The organism is Agrobacterium genomosp. 2 str. CFBP 5494 (genome assembly GCF_900013495.1).
Taxonomy (GTDB): Bacteria; Pseudomonadota; Alphaproteobacteria; order Rhizobiales; family Rhizobiaceae; genus Agrobacterium; species Agrobacterium pusense.
Map to the genome: position 1 here is coordinate 2,485,436 of NZ_LT009718.1, position 20,323 is coordinate 2,505,758.

Here is a 20,323-nt window from a genome sequence, read left to right on the forward strand (position 1 = left end):
GTCAGGTAATTTCCGACTTTGCCGGAAATTTGCTGGAAATGCGGCAGGAGTGCGACATGAAAGGTCGCCGCTCCCCACCACAGCACATGCCGGGCAGGCGGAAAAAGGCTTGATCCCCCAGGAGCAGCTTGGCATCCTGCCCGGAAAAGGGAGGCCATCATGAAGGCGTTGCTGCTCATCGATATTCAGAACGGTTTCTGCCCGGGCGGCAATCTGGCCGTTGCCGATGGAGACAAGGTCGTGCCCACTGCCAATGCCCTGATCGACAATGGCGGCTACGACCTCATCGTCGCCTCGCAGGACTGGCACCCGGAAAACCACGGCAGTTTCGCCTCGCAGCATCCCGGCAAGAAACCCTTCGACATGGGCGAACTCTCCGGCAAACCGCAGATGATGTGGCCCGACCATTGCGTGCAGGGCACGGCGGATGCGGAATTCCACGCGGATCTGAAGACGGAAGCTTTCGACTACATTCAGCAGAAAGGCGAAAACCCCGCTGTCGACAGCTATTCCGCCTTTCGCGACAATGACCAGGGCGCGACGACGGGGCTTTCCGATTATCTGACCCGACAGGGCGTGACGCAACTTGATGTCTGTGGCCTCGCCACCGATTATTGCGTCAGTTTTTCGGTGCTCGATGCGCTGGACATGCTGCCCGGCGTCAAGGTCCGCTTCATCGAAGATGCCAGCCGCGGCATCGACCCGCAGGGTATAAAGGCCGCGATTGCGACGATGCGTGAAAAAGGCGCAATCATTCTTAAAAGCCGCGACATATTGCGCGATTAAAGGGAGCTGTGCCTACCACTTTACCGATTGCTGTGCTCGCCACAGGAGCCCTTTTGATGGGCCTCTGCGCGGTGGGTGCATCAGCGCGGCTTCGGTTTCTCCAGCACGTCTATATCCCCCGCCGCGTCCTCAAGACGTCTCAGGATCGCCGCCTGCGCATCGCGAAGCCCCTGATTGTAGAACACATATCCCAATTCCTCCGCCAGAAAATCCACGAAGATTTCCGCCTGCAGAAGGCCGATTTCAGCTTCGGCTTCCCGGGCAAGATAGTTCCGGACACGTGCGGCCAAGGCGGCCTTCTCCTGCTTCTCCAGCATCGATCTTCCATGGTCTGATTATTTAGCGGCGTCGGAAGAGGGCGATGAGACCGCCCGCCCGGCCCCTTACCGTAACGGAAGCTTCAAGTTAATCAATCGATCCATTCATGCAATTCGTTTGCCAGTCGGACGGGACGGCTATAGAGCGGCGGCAAGGAGTTCCAGAGATGTTCAATAAAGATTTTCGCGAGGGATTGAAGGGCGGTTTCCCGATCGCCCTCTCCGCCGCCCCTTTCGGTGCGCTGTTCGGCGCGGTCGCGGTCGATAACGGGCTGAGCGTCACCGAAGCCACGATCATGAGCGGCACCGTCTACGCCGGCGCAAGCCAGCTCGTCGGTATCGAACTGTTCGGCCAGAAGGTTGCCCCCTGGCTGATCGTTCTTTCCGTGTTCGCCGTCAATTTCCGCCATATCCTCTATTCCGCCGCCATCGCCCGAATGATCTCGAACTGGTCATTCCTGCAGAAGGCCGCCGGTTTCTTCGTGCTGGTGGATCCGCAATTCGCCGAATCGGTGAGGAAATACGAAAATACCGGCACGGTGGGCTTTTCCTGGTACATGGGCTTTGCGGCACCCGTTTATGTGCTGTGGCTGGCCATGACCATTCTCGGCGCATCGCTCGGCAATATGATCGGCGACCCGAAAGCCATCGGTCTCGATGTCCTGCTCCCGATCTATTTCATGGGCATGGTGCTGAGCTTCCGTCAGCGAGAAAATTTCTACCCTGTCATGCTGGCAAGTGCAGTCGGCGCAACGGTTGCCTATCACATCGTCGGTTCGCCGTGGCATGTCAGTCTCGGCGCCGTCGCCGGAATTCTCGTCGCGGTCCTCTATCCGCCGAAACCGAATGGCGCGACGAATTCTGAGAATGGGGTGGAAACGCCATGAGTAACGTTCTGCACGCAGATACGATTTTCCTGATCGCACTCGCCGCCATCGCCACCTATCTCACCCGCATCGGCGGTTATGTGTTGATGACGCGGATGAAATCCATCCCGCCGCGGATGGAGGCGGGCCTGAACGCCGTTCCCGTGGCGGTTCTCACCACACTCGTCGCACCCGCCTTTTTTGAAGGCGGATACGAGGTGAAGATCGGCATGGTGGGCGCCCTTCTGGTCTGCCTGCGCTTTCCCGGCCTGACGATGCTCGCCGTCGGCTGGGCCATCGTCATCGCCATCCGGCATTTCGGGCTGCTTTAGGCAACCCGCTCCAATGGCTTGGTCGCCGCAACGAGCCACGCCTTGACTTCTTCGTCGGTTATCAGGGGAGAAAGCTTCTCCAGGACGCCTGCGTGGTAGGCATTTAGCCAGTTGAGCTCCTCGTCAGTTAAAAGTGCTGTGACCACCAGCCTTCGGTCAATGGGGCACCATGTCAGCGTCTCGAAAGAGAACATTGGCTGGTCGCCTCCGGCCACCTCTTCCGCCTCGCGCACATAGATGAGGTTTTCGATACGGATGCCGAAGGCACCGGGACGATAATAACCCGGCTCGTTCGACAGGATCATGCCGGGCAAAAGCTCCTGTGTCGACAGCCGCGAAATGCGCTGCGGCCCCTCATGCACCGAAAGATAGGAACCGACACCGTGGCCGGTGCCGTGGGCATAATCCGCGCCAGCTTTCCAGAGAGCGATGCGCGCCAGCGGATCGAGATCGCAACCGCGCGTTCCCTTTGGAAACCGTGCGGTGCTTATGCCGATCATGCCCTTCAGGACCAGCGTGAAGAAGCGCTTCTGCTCCTCCGGAACGCTGCCGACGGCAACGGTGCGGGTGATGTCCGTGGTGCCGTTGACATATTGCGCACCGGAATCGACGAGGAACATCTCACCATCGGCAAGTGTGCGATCCGTATCTGTCGTGACGCGGTAATGGATGATGGCGGCATGTGCGCCGGCCCCGGAAATCGTGTCGAAAGAGACATCCTTGAGCGGGTTTTGCAGCCCCTGCCCCACCTTGACGCGAGCCGCCTCCAGCGCCTTGACGGCGTCGATTTCCGTCACCGTGCCGGGCTGCTGGCGATCCAGCCAGCAGAGATATTCGACCATGGCCGCCCCATCCTGCACATGGGCGGCGGCGGAACCGGCAAGCTCAGCTCTGTTCTTGCGCGCGCGCGGCAGACGGACTGGATCGGCTTCCTCGATGAGGGAGCCGCCCGCTGCGGTAATTGCGCCGGTCAGCGCCACCGGCGTCAGATCGGCATCCACCATCACCCGGCCCTTGGCGCTGGCAATGGCGTGCAGGCGATCCGCGATCTTCGACGGCGGCAATTGTGTCGCGAGCTGCGCCAGATAGGCCTCGGCCTCGATGCCGGTCTTGCGCTTGTCGAGAAAAATATCGGCCCTGCCATCTGCGTAAATGATCGCGCGGGCGAGCGGATGCGGTGTATGCGGCACGTCGTTGCCGCGAATATTGAAAATCCAGGCGATGGACGAAGGATCGGTCACCAGCAGTGCATCCGCCCCCTTTGCGGAAACGGTTTCCGCCAGTGAGGCAATCTTCTCCTTCGCCAGCTTGCCGGTAAATGCCTCTGGCTGGATGACGACGGGCTCCAGCGGTTCGGAGGGACGATCCTGCCACAGCGCATCGAGCGGGTTCTTTTCCAGAAGAACGATTGAACCGCCCTTGCCGGCGATCGCCTTTTCCAGCCGCTTCAATTCGGCGCCGGTGTGCAGCCACGGATCGATACCAAGCCGGAAACCCTTTGGAGCATGTTCGGCCAGCCAGACGGAAGGTGGCGCACCGACCAGATCACCACCAGTGAACACTGTCTGATCAACCTGCGAGCTTAGCTGCGTCGTATAGCGGCCATCGACGAATACCACCGCTTCCTTCCGCGTTACCAGTGCAATGCCGGCGGAACCGGTAAATCCGGTCAACCATGAGAGGCGCTCGGCGCACTCAGGCACATATTCTCCCTGATATTCATCGGCACGCGGCATCAGAAACCCATCGATACCGAGGGCATCGAAACCGGCGCGCAGCGCCTCGACGCGAGCCTTGCCGAATTGCGGCGCGGATTTGTTTTCGAAGGTCTGGAACATGGGCATCTTTCGGGAACTGTCATGGAGAAAGCTGTTTGTCGGCACCATCAAATCGGTGGCGCGCAACGACAATGCCACGCGGACAAAGCCGGTTTCAAGACATAAGTGATGCCCGGGATTGCGGTGATAAATTGGGCATATTTCGCGAAATAAGTAATACTGAAGGCTTGGTGATATGCAAAAAATGCATTCCTACCCTGAGATATACCCTCTAACCAAACAAAAACACATCGCTTATATCAGGATCAACACAGCGAGAGAGACACTCTCCTGGCAAATAAGGATTTGAAGCAATGGCAAAATCTTTCCTCCGCACCGCCTTCGATCGCGTCGTTGAAGCACGCGAGCGTCAGGTCAGCCGTCATGTCAACGCCGCCCTTCTGAACCTCGACGACAAGTCGCTCGAAGCGCTCGGCATGAACCGCGCCGATCTGCGTCGCAAGGCAAAGTCCAGCTACGTATTCTGATTTTATCCGGCGCGGCATTCCTCCCTACCCCGCGTCCGGACAGGAATACGTCTACCCGCTTGAGCAAGCTCCTCCCAAGCTCGCGGGTTTTCAGGCGGCGCGAAAGCGCCGCCTTTTCTTTTGTCCGCAATAAATGTTGCGAGAGCTTCAGTCCTTGCGAAGATGCAGCGTCACCCAGCCATTGCGCCAGATGGTGCGGACATGGGAAAGCCTTGCGCCATTATAGGCGGAAAGCACTTTCCAGCGCTGTGACGCCAGAATGCCCGACAGGATGACAGTGCCGCCGGGTGCCAGATGCGTGACGAGCTGCGGCGCCATCTTGATGAGTGGCCGCGCGAGAATATTGGCGATGATGAGATCGAACGGGCCATGCTTGCGGAAGGCGTCCGAGTGAAAACCCGGCGCCGTCTCCAGCACCATGCCCGAAACAATGCCGTTAAGCCGGACATTTTCCTTCGCCACCCTCACAGCGACGGGATCGATATCCGTCGCAAGCACGGGAATAGGACGCATCTTGCGCACGGCGATGGCCAGAACGCCGCTGCCAGTGCCGAGATCGAGCGCGTTGCGCACGGGCCGCGCCCGCAGAACCTCTTCGATCATTTCGAGGCACCCCGCCGTCGTGCCATGATGGCCGGTGCCGAAAGCCTGTCCCGCCTCGATTTCGATGGCCAGATCGTTCGGCCGCACCTTGTCGCGATCATGGGCGCCGTGAACAATGAAACGCCCTGCCCGGACAGGCTTCAAACCTTCAAGCGATTTGGCGATCCAGTCGACATCAGGAACAATCTCCTTCTCGATGACAAGGCCCGGAAAGGCCGGCGCAAGCAGCGTACTGATGCGCTCGCGAAATTCCTCTTCCTGCTCCGCCATCAAATAGACAGAGGCTTCCCAGATGTCGCGCTTCTCGTCCACCTCGGTCGTGGCGATCGCAACATCCTCCTCGCCGAAATAGTCCGACATCAAATCGAGAATTTCACCGGCCTTGATTTCGGTCGTGGTGACGTAAAGTCGGATTTCGCTCACGGCAGGCTGTTTCCTCTGGCTTCGGCTGTTCAATCTGCCTTTGCCACAAAACCGCCCTCAGTCCAATAAGCCGAACGCAATTAAACCTTCGCGCCCTTCAGCAGATTCTGAAGCTTCTGCTCGGCAACATCGGGATTTTCACCATAGGCGATCGTTCCCGCAAAACGGCCATTGGCATCGAGAAGGATAACGGATGCCGTGTGATCCATGGTGTAATCGCCATTCGGGTCCTTCTCATCCACCGGCACCTTTTTGGCATAGATGCGATAGCCTTTCAGCGTCTCGGCAATCTTGTCGGCCGGTCCGGTAATGCCGGTGATCCGCTTCGACACGTTGGACACATACTGCTGCATGATCTCAGGCGTATCACGCTCCGGATCGACGGAAACGAAATAGGCCTGCAGCTTGTCGCCAGCCGGATCCACCTTCTCCATCCAGCCATTCAGCTCGAACAGGGTCGTCGGGCAGACTTCCGGGCAATGGGTGAAACCGAAGAACAGCGCTGTCGGCTTGCCCTGAAAGGCTTTTTCGGTAATCGGCTGACCCGTTTGAGCCGTCAGTTCGAACGGCACGCCATAGGCGGTCTCCACCATCTGCTCGCGGGTCTTCGTCATTTCGATCGTCAGCCAGCTGACGACGCCGGCTAGAACGAGCACGACCGCCCACAATACGATGCGAATATTTCTCATTGTCCAATCCTACCCCGAAAGCCGGCGCCGTGTCCGGGCGTCCGACAGACAGATAGCGAAGGACGGCGGCGACGGCAAATCAACTGGCCGTATTTGAGCCGACCGCGCTGATTTGTCACAAAGCCCGACGACGGCGCGGCGTCACAGGCACCAGGCGATACCGTTCTGCACGGCGGAAAGGAAAATATCGGTGCCGTGCCGCACCCAGCCGTCAAACGCAAGAAGCACGATGGCAAGCGAAGCCACCACGGAAAGTCCAGCCAGAATAAACTTCAGAGGATGGGAAACGAGCGCGTTCATGTTCCTATCATAGCCCGTCCACGCACAGTCGAAAACCGGTAAAATACTGGAGTTTGCCGTGGCGAGATGGAGAATTGTTAGGGAAAGTTTAAAATCTTGCCATGCATTATGACCCCAGCGGCTTTTCAAGCCTCGACATGATGTCTCCCGGTCCATTCTCCGGCCGCCGCATAAAGCTCAATCCTGCGTGGGCCTGTTAGAGAGCCATCAGAGGAAACCTGCCGTCATGTCCAACGCCATCAAGCAATCCGGCGCATATCTCGAAATCGTTTCCTTTCATCTGGGCGATCAGGAATTCTGCATCGATATCATGGCGATCCGCGAAATCCGCGGCTGGGCGCCGGTGACCCCGATGCCGCACACCCCGCCCTATGTTCTCGGCCTCATCAACCTGCGCGGCGCCGTCATTCCCGTCATCGACATGGCCGGCCGCCTCGGCATGAAAATGACCGAGCCCTCCGAGCGCTCCGCCATCATCGTTACCGATATCGGCGGCAAGCTGGTTGGCCTTCTGGTGGAACAGGTCTCCGACATGATGACCATCCGCTCCGAAGACCTGCAGCCCGCGCCCGATATCATTCCGGAAGAACAGCGCAGCTTCTGCCGCGGCATTGTCGCGTTGGAAAAAAGCATGGTCTGCTTCCTCAACCTCGATACGGTTATCGCCGACGAACTGGCGCGCGAAGCCGCGTAATCCACGGCATCGACATGGCAATTGCGGGGGCGAGACTTACGGCTTGCCCTTTTCCCATGTCACCTGCTGGTTATAGAGCGGCACCGTCGATATCGCCATCTTGGCGGAACCATCGGTCAGTTCCCGCGCGTGCACCAGATAAATCAGTGTATCATTGGCCTTGTCGTAGACGCGGCTGACGACGAGTTTCTTCCAGACCAGCGACATCCCCTGCCGAAATACCTCTTCGCCGCCCTTCGAAACATTGATGTCACCAATCTCCACCGGCCCGGTCTGGCTGCAGGAAATGGCGTTGTTGGAGGGGTCTTCGAACCAGTTGCCGTTTTTCAGCCGGTCGATGACACCACGCTCGAAATAGGTCACATGGCACGTCACGCCTTTGATCTTCGGATCAGCGATCGCCTCTATCATGATATCATTGCCGATCCAGTCGACGCCGACCTCGCCAACCACCTGCGAATTCGCCGCAGTCACCGGAAGCAACACCAGAAAGCCCGCAAACAAGCCCGACAGAGTTTTCTTTGTCATCGCATCTTCTCCGTTACGCTGCTTCAAACATAGGTGGAAGCCACCGTTACGCAACCCGGGCGGCAGGCCGTTTTTTCATGCTGCACGGCTGGTAGCCCGTGGCGGTAAGTCGACCGGCCACCATGCCGATTTTCTCCGGCAGATCGTGGATATGGGCGACACTCAATGCCTTGGCCGCCGCAATCGACGCGGCCGCGCAGACAACGGCATCTTCCGCGGCATTATGGTGCACGAAACGCAGCTGAAGGTGATGAGCGATCACATTCAGCTTGTGCGACGCCAGATTGGGCCAGACATGCCGGGCGATCTTGACGCTGCACAGATAGGAAAGGTCGGGGTAGGACTGTCGATATTTGTCGAAGGACGCGCGCATGACGCTGAAATCAAAGGCGGCATTGTGGGCTATCATCGTCGCACCATGGAAGTCGTCGATGAACTCCTCCATCACCTCGGGAAATTCCGGCGCATCCTCGACATCAGCAGGGCGGATGCCGTGCACGGCGATGTTGAAGGGCGAAAACCGCATGTCCTTCGGCCGGATCAGCCGTTCCTCGACACGAACGATCGCCCCGTCTTCTATCCAGGCAAGGCCGACGGAGCAGGCGCTGCCTCGCTCTTCATTGGCGGTTTCGAAGTCGATGGCGATGGTTTTCAAGAGTGATTCCCGTTGTTTCTTCCGGCATAAACCGGATCGGCCTCAAAGAGAACCGGCTTCGCTGGAATGCGCTTCCGAAAGCATCCAGTCGATGAGCGTCACGAGATCGGGATTATCGAGCATACGCCTGGGATAAACGAGGAAATAGGCGAGCGTGCTGGCCATGTCCTTACCGAATGGCGCAATCAATGCACCTTCGGCAAGCTCGCGGGAAACGAGCGAACGCCGGGTCAGTGCAATGCCATGCCCGGCCTTGGCGGCATCCAGCGCGCCGTTGCTGTCGATGAAAACGGTGCCGCCGGACGCGTCGACTTCCGCTGCACCTGCCGCTTCCAGCCAGCGCCGCCATTCATTGCGGTTTTCATCATGCAGCAGCGGGACTGATTTCAGATCGCCCGCTTCCCGTAGCGGGCCGTATTTTTCAAGAAGCTGGGGCGAGCAGACCGGCAACGTGCTGTCATCAATGAAGCGGATGCTCTCAAGCCCTTCGTACCGTCCGAAACCGTGGCGCACAGCCAGATCGACGTCGTCCCTCGAAAAATCAACCAATCGGTTCGTGACGCTGATGCGCACATCCACCTGCGGGTGCTGCTGCTGGAAGGCGGGCAATCGCGGCATCAGCCATTGCACGGCGAAGGTCGGTGTGCAGCTCAGCGTCAAAACGGTGATCTCAGACCGCGCTGTCAGCTCCGCCGTCGCCTCGCGCATCATCCGGAAAGCGGTGCGGAGCGCGCCGTAATAACGCTCCCCCTCGCGCGTCAGCTGGATGCTACGCGGCTTGCGAAAAAACAATTGCACACCAAGCCGCGCCTCCAGCTCCCGGATTTGCAGACTGACGGCGCCGGGCGTGACATTCAACTCGTTGGAGGCAAGCGTGACGCTGCGATAGCGCGCTGCGGCCTCGAAGGCTTGCAGCCCTTTCAGAGACGGGAGTTCGGCGGACATGATTTAGCTCATCTCAATTATCGAACGAGAAACAATCGTTTGAAAACACCATAAAACAGAGAGTAAATGGACGCAACAAGACACAAAGCGACGTGAAAACCCATTGCCTCCGAGCTTGAGATTAACTCAACCTATATCGGGTGGATGGCGGGGATCCCGTCTGCGATCATGTCGATGCTCATGCGTTGGAGATGATAATGGCGATACAGAAACAGATGGATGCCCGCGAATGGGCGATGCTCGTCGCGCTTTCGCTCCTGTGGGGCGGATCGTTCTTTTTCATCGGTGTTGCGGTCAAGGAACTGCCTCCCGTCACCATCGTCGCACTGCGTGTTACCCTTGCGGCAATCGCGCTTCAGATCGTCTGCCGCATCATGGGCCTTCGCCTGCCGAGGCAATGGGCGGTGTGGCGCGCCTTTTTCGGCATGGGCCTTCTGAATAACATCATTCCATTCTGCCTGATCGTCTGGGGCCAGACCCATATTGCCAGCGGACTGGCTTCGATCCTCAATGCCACAACGCCGCTCTTCACGGTTATCGTCGCGCATTTTCTCACCACTGATGAAAAGATGACCGGCAATAAGCTGACCGGCGTATTGGTCGGCTTTGCCGGCGTAGCAACCATGATCGGCCCCGCCGCCTTTACCGGCTCATCCGGCCTCTGGGGCCAGATCGCCGTCCTCGGCGCGGCCATCTCTTATGCCTTCGCGGGCATATTCGGCCGCCGCTTCAAGGCCATGGGCGTGCCGCCGCTGATGACCGCCACCGGCCAGATTTCCTCTTCGGCACTGATGCTGATCCCGGCCGCCCTTCTCATCGACAAACCATGGGCACTCGCCATGCCGAGCCTCGGCACGTGGGGCGCGCTTGTCGGCATCGCACTGCTCTCGACGGCGCTCGCCTATCTCATTTTCTTCCGCATTCTTGCCAGCGCCGGCGCCACCAACCTTGCCCTCGTCACCTTCCTCATCCCCGTCAGCGCCATCCTGCTCGGTTCCCTGCTTCTAGGGGAGCAACTGGAAATGAAGCACTTCGCCGGCATGGCGATGATTGCTGCGGGTCTCGCGGCGATCGACGGCAGGCTGCCGTCAAAACTCAGAAGCCTGCTGCGCAACGCACCTGCTTGACAGAATTACACGGCAAAAGCATTGTGCGCCCATGATCGCGAAGCAGAACACCACCCGTCGTCACACCATCACCGGCCACCCGGCAGGGGAAGGTATGTCGTCGCGTTAAGCGATCCATTTCCACCCTGCCAGTCGAGCAGGGTTCGCACTCCTGCTCCCATACGCCCGAGGAGACAGGCATGCAGACTGTGAAATTTGCCGATAATGAAGATTCGCAATTCAGCTTGAATGAAGTCGTCCTGCGCGCCGCGCGTCTGGACGACGCTGAAGCCCTGACAGAAATGTTCAACCTGCCCGGCGTCCGTCACGGCACGCTTCGACAACCATTTCAGTCGGTTGAAAAAACACGAAAATCGATGGAGAACCGCGGCCCCAACGATATCGCCATCGTTGGCGAATGGCGGGGAAAGATCGTTGCCAATGCAGGACTGTTCCGCAGGGCAGGAAGACAGTCCCACATTGCCGATCTGGTAATCAGTGTCCACGACGATTTTGCCGGCAGAGGTGTCGGAACATATATTCTGGCGGCTTTGATCGACACCGCCGATAATTGGCACGATATCCGCCGCATCGAACTCAACGTCTTCACCGACAATCTCCCCGCGATCCGGCTTTACGAGAAATTCGGTTTTGAACTTGAAGGCACCCTGCGCAACGACGCCTATCGAGATGGCAAATACGTTGATGCCCACGTGATGGCACGACTTCGATAGTCGGTTAGCTGCGCAAGTGGTCGGCAAACACTTCCCGAATGGTCCGGCGCGACCATTCGGCCATTTTTTCGTTACGGCCGCGCTCGGCATCCAGAACGATCAGCGCCTTCCATAAGGCCCACCCGCGCCCGCGCTGCCATGTGGCTTCATCCAGATCGAGCGCTCTGCGAAAAACAGCCCGGCTTTCAGCATCAAGCACATTCCACGCGAGAATGAGATCAGAAGACGGATCGCCTACGCCGGAACTGCCGAAGTCGATGACGGCCGAAAGCCTGCCATCCTTCACCAGCAGATTGCCCTCGGCAATGTCGCCATGCACCCACACCCGCTGCTTTTGCCAATAGCTCGAAAGCGCAAGCTGCCATATCTCGATAGCCAGCGCCTGATCCACCTCACCGGCAAGCCGCGCCGCCGAGGCCTTCGCTTCCCCGTCATAGACTGCAAGCGAGCCCCCGCGGTGAAAGTTATGCGCCCCTGCGACCGGGCCATCCACAGCATCCGCCTCATGTAATGATCTCAAGAACGTGGCGACATCAATGGCAATGACCGACAGATCGACCTTCTCCAGATGCTGAGCAAGCGGTTCCCCTTCGAGCCAGCGATAGACCGACCAACGAAACGGATAACCCTGCCCCGGCTGCCCGAGCGCTACTGGAGCAGGGATCGGAAAAGACAGGAAAGGCGCAAGCGTTGGCAGCCATCGATGCTCCTTCTCGACCTGCGCCACGTAACGGGTGGCGCTCGGCATGCGGATGAGCATTTCATCGCCAAGGCGAAAACTGCGATTGTCCCAGCCGCTCAGTTCCACCGGCCGAACATCTAACGCCGCCCATTGAGGAAACTGGCTGACAACCAGCGCCCGGACCTGCTCTGCGCTGACGACGATGCGGTCATCCATGCCTTATCCTCCGTCTCAGGCACAAAGCTCTAGCGGCAGAGGACAATATTTCCATGACGGCCCCTTAGCCGCCGATCAGGGCCAGCCACTCGTCCTCATCCATGGTCTGCACGCCCAGTTCCGCCGCCTTGGCAAGCTTGGAGCCCGCTCCCGGCCCCGCCACCAGAATATCGGTCTTTTTCGAAACGGAACCGGCAACCTTGGCGCCCAGACTTTCCGCCCGGGCCTTCGCCTCGTCGCGGGTAAACTTCTCCAGCGAGCCGGTAAACACCACCGTCTTGCCTGCCACCGGGCTGCCTTCCGTTGAAGGCTTTTCCGCGTCTTTCGGACGAAGTTCCCTTATCAGCCGATCAATGACGTCGAGATTGCGTGGCTCCTTGTAGAACTCGACAATGGCGCGGGCCACCACCTCGCCGATGCCGTCGATGGCATTAAGCTCGGCCCACGCCTCGCTTGCGGGATCCGCCGCCGCCTTCATGCTTTCTTCGAAATGGTCGTAAGTGCCATAGGATCGCGCCAGAAGCTTCGCCGTAGTCTCACCCACATGGCGGATGCCCAGCGCGAAGATGAGCCTGTGCAGATCTATCTCGCGGCGGGCATCGATGGCGTCGAACAGCTTCCTGACGCTGACCTTGCCGAAACCGTCGATATTTTCGAGCTTGGTCAGATGAGAAGCATCCTGCCGCGCCTTCAGCGTGAAGATGTCGGGTGCGGTCTTGATCGAGAGCGCAGGATCGTCACTTTCGAAGAAGAAATCGATCTGCTTGGTGCCCAGCCCTTCGATATCGAAGGCATTACGCGAGACGAAATGTTTCAGATGCTCCACCGCCTGGGCCCGGCAGACGAAACCGCCGGTGCAGCGCGTGACCGAATCGAGCTTGCCGGTCTTCTCATTACGCTCCCGCACCGCATGGCTGCCGCAGACCGGACATTTTTCCGGGAAGGCATATTTTGCCGCCCCGGCCGGTCGCTTTTCCAGAAGCACGTCCAGCACCTGCGGAATGACATCGCCGGCCCGCTGCACGATAACAGTGTCGCCGATGCGGATATCGTGATCTTCCGGGCGGATGCGCTCACCGCTATTCCCGATGCCCTCGATATAATCGGCATTATGCAGCGTGGCATTGGTAACGACGACACCGCCGACAGTGATGGGGGTAAGACGCGCGACAGGTGTCAGCGCGCCGGTGCGGCCAACCTGAATTTCGATATTTTCAACCGTCGTAAAGGCTTGCTCTGCTGGAAATTTATGTGCGGTCGCCCAACGCGGGCTGCGCGAGCGGAAGCCCAGCCGTTCCTGCAGATCAAGCCGGTCGACCTTGTAGACCACACCGTCGATATCGTAATCGAGATCGGGCCGCGCAACCCCTATTTCATTATAATGCTCAAGCAATTGCTGGGCGGACGTGAATCGCTTCATCAGCGGATTAACCGGGAAACCCCATTCCCTGAACTTCTCGACGATGCCATATTGGGTATCAGCAATCCGCGTCGGCTGACCGCCATTCGAAACCTCGCCGAGGGCGTAGGCGAAAAACCGCAGCTTGCGTTTCGCTGTCACATTGGCGTCAAGCTGACGCAGGGAGCCGGAGGCAGTATTGCGTGGGTTCACGTAGGTCTGCTTGCCTTCCGCTTCCATCTGGGCGTTCAGCGCCAGAAAGTCGCTTTTGGCCATATAGACCTCGCCGCGCACTTCCACCACATCGGGCGCATCGGCGGGCAGCTCGTTCGGAATTTCCTTGATGGTCCTGATATTGGGAGTGACATTTTCGCCGGTCGTGCCGTCACCGCGCGTCGCCGCTGTCTTCAGTCTGCGGTTTTCGTAGCGGATGGACATGGAAAGCCCGTCGATCTTCGGTTCCGCAGTGAAAGCAATGGAGTCATCAGGCAGATGCCCGAGGAAACGATAAACCGAACTGACGAAGTCGCGCAGATCTTCTTCCGAGAACGTATTGTCGAGCGACAGCATCGGTCGCGCATGCACGATGGGCGCAAAGGTCGGAAGCGGCGCGAAGCCTACTTTTTTCGATGGGCTGTCGGCCCGCACCAGCGCCGGGAAATTCGCTTCGATGGCGTCGTTGCGCCGCTTCAGCGCGTCATACTCCGCATCGGAAATCTCCGGCGCATCCTTGCCATGGTAAAGCGCGTCATGGCGGGCAAGCTCGGCCGCCAGAAATGCAAGCTCCGAAGAGGCTTCAAGCTCGGTGAGGTTTTCAACGGGTTTCTGGTCTTTCGACATGACGGCCTCTTTTCGGAATTACCGAACGCTTTTAGCCGAAATAACAAACATTAAAAACAGTTTTGCCGCTGGACTCACAATGCCGAAAGGCACTGCACTGGCATTGCCGCGAAGGGTCAGTCCTTGGCTGCTAGAAGACGAGCGGCAGCAGCCCTTGCCTCGTCCGTCACGGACGCGCCAGCAAGCATACGGGCGATCTCTTCGGTGCGGTGCTGCGGCTCCATCGTGGCGACGCGCGTGGCGATACGCTCGCTTCCATCGCCGGACGGACCCTTTGAAATGAGAAGATGGGTCGCCGCCCGTGCCGCCACCTGCGGCGCATGGGTGACGGAAAGGACCTGCACGGTTTTGGACAGGCGGCGCAGCCGCTGGCCGATGGCATCCGCCACCGCGCCACCGACACCCGTGTCGATTTCGTCGAACACCAGGGTCGGTGCCGAACCGCGATCCGCCAGCGCCACTTTCAGCGCCAGCAGGAAGCGGGACAATTCGCCGCCTGATGCGACCTTCATGATCGGCCCTGGGCGCGTGCCCGGGTTGGTCTGCACGTGGAATTCCACCGTATCGATGCCGTCGGCCGTCGCCTGCTCGGGATCGGAGGTGACCTCGACGGTAAACCGCGCCCGCTCCAGCTTCAACGCCGGAAGCTCGGCCATGACAGCGTTGGAAAGCGCTTCCGCTGCATTACGGCGTTTGTCGGAAAGCGACTGCGCGGCACGGTCAAAATCAGCCTTCACGACGCCGAGATTGGCCTCGAGCTTGCCAAGCTTTTCTTCGCCGGCGTCGAGATCGGCGAGATCGGCCACCATTTTTTCGGCGAGAGCGGGGAGGTCTGGCACGGCGACATTATATTTGCGTCCGGCGGCGCGCAACGCGAACAGCCGCTCCTCCACCCGCTCCAGCTCGCGCGGATCGAATTCTGTGCGGCGCAGCGCCGCTTCCACTTCCATCTGCGCATTGGAAAGATTGTCCAACGCGGCATCCAGCAATTGCACGGTGTCTTCCAGCAGGCCGGGAGCCTCGTGGCTCTTGCGCTCCAGACGCCGCATCATGGATGCTATGACAGGCACGGGCGAAGCATTGCCGTTCAGGAACTCGCTGGCTTCAGCAATATCGCCAGCGATGCGTTCGGATTTTTGCATCACCGCCCGGCGTTCGGCCAGTTCATCCTCCTCGCCATCGCGCGGCGAAAGCGTTTCCAATTCCTCGACGGAAGAGCGCAGGTAATCCGCCTCTCGCGCCGCAGCCTCGACTTTTGCGCGATGCGTCTTTAAGGCCCGGTCAGCATCTTTCCAGGTGCGATAGAATGCCTGAACAGCGCGAGCCTCTTCGCTCAGCCCGGCAAAGGCATCCAGCAGCGTGCGGTGCGCATCCGTATCGACAAGCGCACGATCATCATGCTGGCCGTGAATCTCGACCAGCATTTGACCAAGCTGGCGCATCATCTGCACGCTGATGGCCTGATCGTTGATATAGGCCTTGGTGCGCCCGTCGGAAGATTGCACGCGGCGGAAAATCAGGTCGCCATCGTCATCGAGACCGTTTTCGCGCAGGAGAAGCCGTGTCGGATGATTGTTCGGCACCTCGAAAGTCGCGGTGACCTGCCCCTTTTCCTCCCCGTGGCGCACAAGGCCGCCATCGCCGCGGCCGCCAAGCGCCAGCGAGAGACTATCGAGAAGAATGGATTTGCCCGCACCCGTCTCGCCCGTCAACACGGAAAGGCCCGCCTCGAAACCGAGGTCGAGCCTTTCGATGAGAACGATATCGCGAATTGAGAGCTGGACCAGCATGGCCTATGCCCCGTCTCAGGCGCCGATGAGCTTCTTGCCGGCGCGCGAAATCCAGGACCCCTTATTCTCACGCGGCTCCAGGCCCTGGCCCTTCAGCAGCTTGTAGGAATCCGCATACCATTGGCTGTCGGGATAGTTGTTGCCGAGAACGGCAGCCGCAGTCTGCGCTTCGTCCACCAGGCCCATCGCGTAATAGGCTTCCGTCAGACGCGCCAGCGCTTCCTCGATCTGGTTGGTGTTCTGGTACTGCTCGACGACGATGCGGAAACGCGAAACGGCGGCGAGATATTCCTTGCGCTCAAGGTAATAACGACCGACCTGCATTTCGCGGCCGGCAAGCTGATCGCGGGCGAAACGAATCTTGGCCTGCGCATCCGCGACATATTCCGAATCGGGATAGTCGTTGACGACCTTGTTCATCGCCTCAACTGTGCGCTGCGCGGCGCGCTGGTCCTGCGTGACGTCGGAAATCTGCTTCGAATAGGCAAGACCGATCATGTACTGAACGTAAGCGGCGTCCTTGGAACGCGGATATTGCCGCAGGAAACGGCTACCGGTGGTGATTGCCACATCGTTCTTGTTGGTGCGCGTGGCAATGAAGGTCTGCATGACAAGCGCCTTCTGGCCCCATTCGGTGAAGGGGTACTGCTTGTCGATCGCCTCGAACTTGCGTGAGGCTTCCGTCATATTGCCTTTGTTCATGTTCGCCAGCGCTTGCTTGTACAGAACGTCAGGCGGATCGGTCTCCACGCCAAGCTTGGTGATGTCGATATCGGGATCGGACTGGCAGGCAGTGACGACGCTCGCGCCGACCAACATCAACGAAACGGCGATCCCCCGCATCGTACCCTTCATTGCACCAGACCCTACATGCTTCATTCGACAGTTCCCACTTCCCGCGCAAATACATAAGCATCGGCTTTGTATTGGCGTTCTAGCCATAAAAGCATCCGCAGGGCAACGCAATGATGACGCATTAACGCATTTTTATGGCATCACCCCATGCAATCGCACGATTATCCGGCGATAATTTGCAACTTCCTGCTCCGTCTCACGAAAAAGCCGCCCCGAAGGAGCGGCTTTTTCTGTCAATTGATAGCCTTCAAAAGACCTTACGCGGACCAGGGCGCGAATTCGGGCATATTGACGGCCACAAATTCGCGGGCGCGCACCATCTGGTTGCGTGCGGCCGGAGCCTCTACGATCTCGTAAGCCGTACGGTCGCTCAGCAGGGCCTTTAGCGCATTGGCATTGACCTTGTGACCACCGCGATAAGAACGGTAGCAACCGATGAACTGAGCGCCCGCAAGTGCCAGGTCGCCCACCGCGTCAAGCGTCTTGTGGCGGACGAACTCGTCCTTGGCGTAACGCAGGCCTTCCATGTTGATGACGCTGTTGTCGTCGGAAATGACAACCGAATTCTCAAGTGAGGAGCCCAGTGCATAACCGGCGGCCCAAAGGCGCTCGACATCACGCATGAAGCCGAAAGTACGGGCACGCGACAGTTCGTTCTTGAACGTCTCTGCCGTCAGGTCACCCTTCCAGGACTGCTTGCCGATCAGCGGCGTGTCGAAATCGATGTCGACCTCGAAGCGCGTACCATCATAGGGACGGAACTCCGCCCAGGACGCACCCGAATCGATACGCACCGGCTTGGTGACCCTGATATAGCGGCGCTTCACGCCAAGATTCTTGATGCCGACCGATTCGATCGCTTCAATGAAGGGAGCAGAGCTGCCATCCATGATCGGCGCTTCCGGACCGTCTACCTCGACGACAAGGTTGTCGAGGCCCATGGCGTAGATGGCGGCCATGACATGCTCGATCGTCGCTACTGACTGGGAAAGCGAACGGCCAAGCACGGTGCACAGATCGGTATTCCCGACATTGGCAGACACTGCCTTCAGCTCGGTGACGCTGCCATTGTCATGGAGGCGATGAAAGACGATGCCCGTTCCAGCTTCTGCGGGCTGGAACGTCATCGAGACCGGATTGCCGGAATGCACGCCAATGCCTTTAAGCTGAACGGCATGTGCGATAGTTGTCTGAAATCCGAGCAGTCCGATAGTCATTAGTGTATGCCTTTTTTGCAAACCGCGCCGCTTGGGGCCAGCGCCGTTCAAGTTTTCAAGCCGGGTTTTAACGACCGGCGAAGTCAGTCTGTTCCTTTACCCAGCCTCATACATACGCACATGTACGTGCCACGACAAATCACTGTTCGTTTCGGATTGTTACATGCGTAAGCAGCTGATAACGCTAATTAATTTAGTGTTAATAACGTAAAATAAACAAAACGCCCGGATCGTCGGATCCGGGCGTTTCGAGAGGCTAATGGAATCGCCCTCAGTTGGACTGGCGGCGCAGGAAGGCCGGGATTTCCAGCTGGTCATCATCGTGGTGGCTGGACGATGCAGGCGTTGCACGGCCGTGATCGTCGAGCTGGCCGCGACGCGGTGCGTAGAGGCTTGCTTCCGGCGAAAGCGGTGCGCGGCGCTGCGGCGCCATGCTCGGCGCATCCATCATGTCGGAAGGAACTTCTTCTTCTTCGCGGCGACCAAGCGAGTTGGTGATGCGCTTCAGAAGACCCATCGGGCCACGCTCTTCCTGGGCAGCAGGAGCGGCATGGGTACGGTGGTCCAGCTCGGCCTTCACGACCGGCGGGAAGTCTTCGACCTTCGGCATGCGAACCGGCTCAGGCTGGCGGGCAACCGGTGCAGGTTCCTGATAGACGGGAGCCTGCGGCTGCTGCATGCGCGGTGCCGGAGCAGCATGCTGTTCCGGAGCGTGATAGACCGGTGCCGGAGCAACCGGAGCCGGAGCGGCCTGCTGAACCGGCTGGGCCGGACGAAGTGCCGCCGGTGCTTCAGCCGGAGAGGATGCGAACAGCTTGCTCTGCGGACGGAAGTCCTGGGCCGGCTGCTGATGTGCGGCAAAACCGAGTTCACGTTCCATTTCGGCCTCAGCCGAACGGATGGTCTGGGCGATCGGGTCTACGGCCTTCGGTGCCTGCGAAACTGCGGCAGGCTGTACTGCGGCCGGAGCGGGAGCAACGGCCGCGGAAGGACGGATAAGCGGCTTTGCAGCGGCGGCTGCGGCGCGCATTTCGGCAACGTTCTGTTCGCCGACGCCTGCAACGCGGTCAATGCCGGTTGCAACGACGGAGACGCGGATGAGGCCTTCAAGCGCTTCATCGAAGGTTGCGCCGAGGATGATGTTCGCATCCGGATCAACTTCTTCGCGAATACGGGTCGCAGCTTCGTCGACTTCGAAGAGGGTGAGGTCGCGACCGCCGGTGATGGAGATCAAGAGGCCCTGCGCACCCTTCATCGAGGTTTCGTCGAGCAGCGGGTTGGCGATCGCCGCTTCCGCAGCCTGCATTGCGCGGCCCGGACCGGAAGCCTCGCCGGTGCCCATCATCGCGCGGCCCATTTCGCGCATGACCGAACGGACGTCGGCGAAGTCGAGGTTGATGAGACCTTCCTTCACCATCAGGTCGGTAATGCAGGCAACGCCGGAATAGAGAACCTGGTCGGCCATGGCGAAGGCGTCCGCAAAGGTCGTCTTGTCATTGGCAATACGGAAGAGGTTCTGGTTCGGAATGACGATCAGCGTATCGACGGACTTCTGCAGTTCCTCGATGCCCTGTTCGGCAAGACGCATGCGGCGGCCGCCTTCGAAGTGGAAAGGCTTGGTGACGACGCCAACCGTCAGGATGCCCTTGTTGCGCGCAGCCTGCGCGACAACAGGAGCAGCACCGGTGCCGGTGCCGCCGCCCATGCCGGCGGTGACGAAGCACATATGCGTGCCGTTAAGGTGATCGATGATCTCGTCGATGCATTCTTCAGCGGCAGCGCGCCCGACTTCCGGCTGGGAACCGGCGCCGAGACCTTCAGTGACGTTGACGCCGAGCTGAATGACCCGATCTGCCTTCGTCATGGTCAGCGCCTGGGCATCCGTGTTGGCGACAACGAAGTCGACGCCCTGGAGGCCAGCCGTGATCATGTTGTTGACAGCGTTACCACCACCGCCACCGACACCGAAGACGGTGATGCGTGGCTTCAGCTCTGTGATATCAGGCTTCTGCAGCTGTATCGTCATTTTAACATTCCTTCT

General features: G+C 59.2%; 21 protein-coding genes. 7 read left to right on the forward strand and 14 right to left on the reverse strand.

Going from position 1 to position 20,323, the window contains the following annotated elements; genetic code table 11:
• Window positions 1-159: 159 nt before the first annotated feature.
• Window positions 160-786 carry a bifunctional nicotinamidase/pyrazinamidase gene (pncA, locus tag AGR2A_RS12545; protein WP_006697776.1) on the forward strand — a complete coding sequence of 209 codons (627 nt, stop codon included), beginning with the start codon at window positions 160-162 and terminating at the stop codon, window positions 784-786.
• A gap of 80 nt (window positions 787-866) precedes the next feature.
• Here the strand turns inward: pncA and AGR2A_RS12550 are convergent, their stop codons facing one another.
• Complete coding sequence (locus AGR2A_RS12550; protein WP_004442755.1) at window positions 867-1,103, reverse strand: DUF2164 domain-containing protein; 237 nt, start codon at window positions 1,101-1,103, stop codon at window positions 867-869.
• Window positions 1,104-1,270: 167 nt separating this feature from the next.
• On the opposite strand from AGR2A_RS12550, the gene AGR2A_RS12555 reads away from it, so the two are divergent.
• Both AGR2A_RS12555 and AGR2A_RS12560 read left to right on the forward strand, forming a co-directional pair.
• Window positions 1,271-1,990: an AzlC family ABC transporter permease gene (locus tag AGR2A_RS12555; protein WP_045531905.1), complete on the forward strand. Its 720-nt coding sequence runs from the start codon at window positions 1,271-1,273 to the stop codon at window positions 1,988-1,990.
• Window positions 1,987-2,301 carry an AzlD family protein gene (locus AGR2A_RS12560; protein ID WP_006697773.1) on the forward strand — a complete coding sequence of 105 codons (315 nt, stop codon included), beginning with the start codon at window positions 1,987-1,989 and terminating at the stop codon, window positions 2,299-2,301. Before AGR2A_RS12555 ends, AGR2A_RS12560 begins: the two co-directional genes overlap by 4 nt.
• On the opposite strand, the gene AGR2A_RS12565 is transcribed toward AGR2A_RS12560, so the two are convergent.
• Window positions 2,298-4,139 carry an aminopeptidase P family protein gene (locus tag AGR2A_RS12565; RefSeq protein ID WP_072494632.1) on the reverse strand — a complete coding sequence of 614 codons (1,842 nt, stop codon included), beginning with the start codon at window positions 4,137-4,139 and terminating at the stop codon, window positions 2,298-2,300. The two genes, AGR2A_RS12560 and AGR2A_RS12565, sit on opposite strands and share 4 nt — an antisense overlap.
• Before the next feature lie 293 nt (window positions 4,140-4,432).
• On the opposite strand from AGR2A_RS12565, the gene AGR2A_RS29580 reads away from it, so the two are divergent.
• Window positions 4,433-4,606 carry a hypothetical protein gene (locus AGR2A_RS29580; RefSeq protein ID WP_003522343.1) on the forward strand — a complete coding sequence of 58 codons (174 nt, stop codon included), beginning with the start codon at window positions 4,433-4,435 and terminating at the stop codon, window positions 4,604-4,606.
• Window positions 4,607-4,753: 147 nt separating this feature from the next.
• Here the strand turns inward: AGR2A_RS29580 and AGR2A_RS12575 are convergent, their stop codons facing one another.
• From AGR2A_RS12575 to AGR2A_RS29585, 3 genes are all read right to left on the reverse strand, one after another.
• On the reverse strand, window positions 4,754-5,632 hold the full coding sequence (locus AGR2A_RS12575) for a 50S ribosomal protein L11 methyltransferase (protein WP_004442762.1): 879 nt from the start codon (window positions 5,630-5,632) through the stop codon (window positions 4,754-4,756).
• A gap of 80 nt (window positions 5,633-5,712) precedes the next feature.
• Entirely contained in the window at window positions 5,713-6,321 is a 609-nt protein-coding gene (sco, locus tag AGR2A_RS12580; RefSeq protein WP_022556589.1) for a cytochrome oxidase assembly protein Sco, read from the reverse strand.
• A 141-nt stretch (window positions 6,322-6,462) separates the two neighbouring features.
• Window positions 6,463-6,621: a hypothetical protein gene (locus tag AGR2A_RS29585; RefSeq protein ID WP_167378199.1), complete on the reverse strand. Its 159-nt coding sequence runs from the start codon at window positions 6,619-6,621 to the stop codon at window positions 6,463-6,465.
• 226 nt (window positions 6,622-6,847) lie between these two features.
• Between AGR2A_RS29585 and AGR2A_RS12585 the strand changes: the two genes are divergently transcribed.
• Window positions 6,848-7,315, forward strand: a complete 468-nt coding sequence (locus AGR2A_RS12585; RefSeq protein ID WP_003522339.1) for a chemotaxis protein CheW — start codon at window positions 6,848-6,850, stop codon at window positions 7,313-7,315.
• Between the two features lie 36 nt (window positions 7,316-7,351).
• Here the strand turns inward: AGR2A_RS12585 and AGR2A_RS12590 are convergent, their stop codons facing one another.
• From AGR2A_RS12590 to gcvA, 3 genes are read right to left on the reverse strand one after another with little or no spacing between them, the layout of a single operon-like run.
• Window positions 7,352-7,843, reverse strand: coding sequence for a CreA family protein (locus AGR2A_RS12590; protein ID WP_072494633.1), 492 nt, complete (start codon window positions 7,841-7,843; stop codon window positions 7,352-7,354).
• A 46-nt stretch (window positions 7,844-7,889) separates the two neighbouring features.
• Window positions 7,890-8,498 carry a 3'-5' exonuclease gene (locus AGR2A_RS12595; protein WP_035209699.1) on the reverse strand — a complete coding sequence of 203 codons (609 nt, stop codon included), beginning with the start codon at window positions 8,496-8,498 and terminating at the stop codon, window positions 7,890-7,892.
• Window positions 8,499-8,540: 42 nt separating this feature from the next.
• Complete coding sequence (gene gcvA, locus AGR2A_RS12600; RefSeq protein ID WP_004442772.1) at window positions 8,541-9,443, reverse strand: transcriptional regulator GcvA; 903 nt, start codon at window positions 9,441-9,443, stop codon at window positions 8,541-8,543.
• A 197-nt stretch (window positions 9,444-9,640) separates the two neighbouring features.
• Between gcvA and AGR2A_RS12605 the strand changes: the two genes are divergently transcribed.
• Window positions 9,641-10,570 carry a DMT family transporter gene (locus tag AGR2A_RS12605; RefSeq protein ID WP_035209697.1) on the forward strand — a complete coding sequence of 310 codons (930 nt, stop codon included), beginning with the start codon at window positions 9,641-9,643 and terminating at the stop codon, window positions 10,568-10,570.
• 179 nt (window positions 10,571-10,749) lie between these two features.
• Window positions 10,750-11,283, forward strand: a complete 534-nt coding sequence (locus AGR2A_RS12610; RefSeq protein ID WP_035209694.1) for a GNAT family N-acetyltransferase — start codon at window positions 10,750-10,752, stop codon at window positions 11,281-11,283.
• A 4-nt stretch (window positions 11,284-11,287) separates the two neighbouring features.
• Here AGR2A_RS12610 and AGR2A_RS12615 read toward each other — a convergent pair whose 3' ends face one another.
• From AGR2A_RS12615 to ftsZ, 6 genes are all read right to left on the reverse strand, one after another.
• Entirely contained in the window at window positions 11,288-12,181 is an 894-nt protein-coding gene (locus AGR2A_RS12615; RefSeq protein WP_072494634.1) for an aminoglycoside phosphotransferase family protein, read from the reverse strand.
• Between the two features lie 64 nt (window positions 12,182-12,245).
• Window positions 12,246-14,420 (reverse strand): NAD-dependent DNA ligase LigA, encoded by a 2,175-nt coding sequence (gene ligA, locus AGR2A_RS12620; RefSeq protein ID WP_072494635.1) that lies wholly within the window; start codon window positions 14,418-14,420, stop codon window positions 12,246-12,248.
• Window positions 14,421-14,536: 116 nt separating this feature from the next.
• Window positions 14,537-16,210, reverse strand: coding sequence for a DNA repair protein RecN (gene recN / locus AGR2A_RS12625; protein ID WP_004442779.1), 1,674 nt, complete (start codon window positions 16,208-16,210; stop codon window positions 14,537-14,539).
• 15 nt (window positions 16,211-16,225) lie between these two features.
• On the reverse strand, window positions 16,226-17,089 hold the full coding sequence (locus tag AGR2A_RS12630) for an outer membrane protein assembly factor BamD (RefSeq protein ID WP_072494636.1): 864 nt from the start codon (window positions 17,087-17,089) through the stop codon (window positions 16,226-16,228).
• 233 nt (window positions 17,090-17,322) lie between these two features.
• Entirely contained in the window at window positions 17,323-18,282 is a 960-nt protein-coding gene (gene lpxC, locus AGR2A_RS12635) for a UDP-3-O-acyl-N-acetylglucosamine deacetylase (protein ID WP_004442781.1), read from the reverse strand.
• Window positions 18,283-18,553: 271 nt separating this feature from the next.
• Complete coding sequence (ftsZ, locus tag AGR2A_RS12640) at window positions 18,554-20,308, reverse strand: cell division protein FtsZ (protein WP_004442782.1); 1,755 nt, start codon at window positions 20,306-20,308, stop codon at window positions 18,554-18,556.
• Window positions 20,309-20,323: the final 15 nt, after the last annotated feature.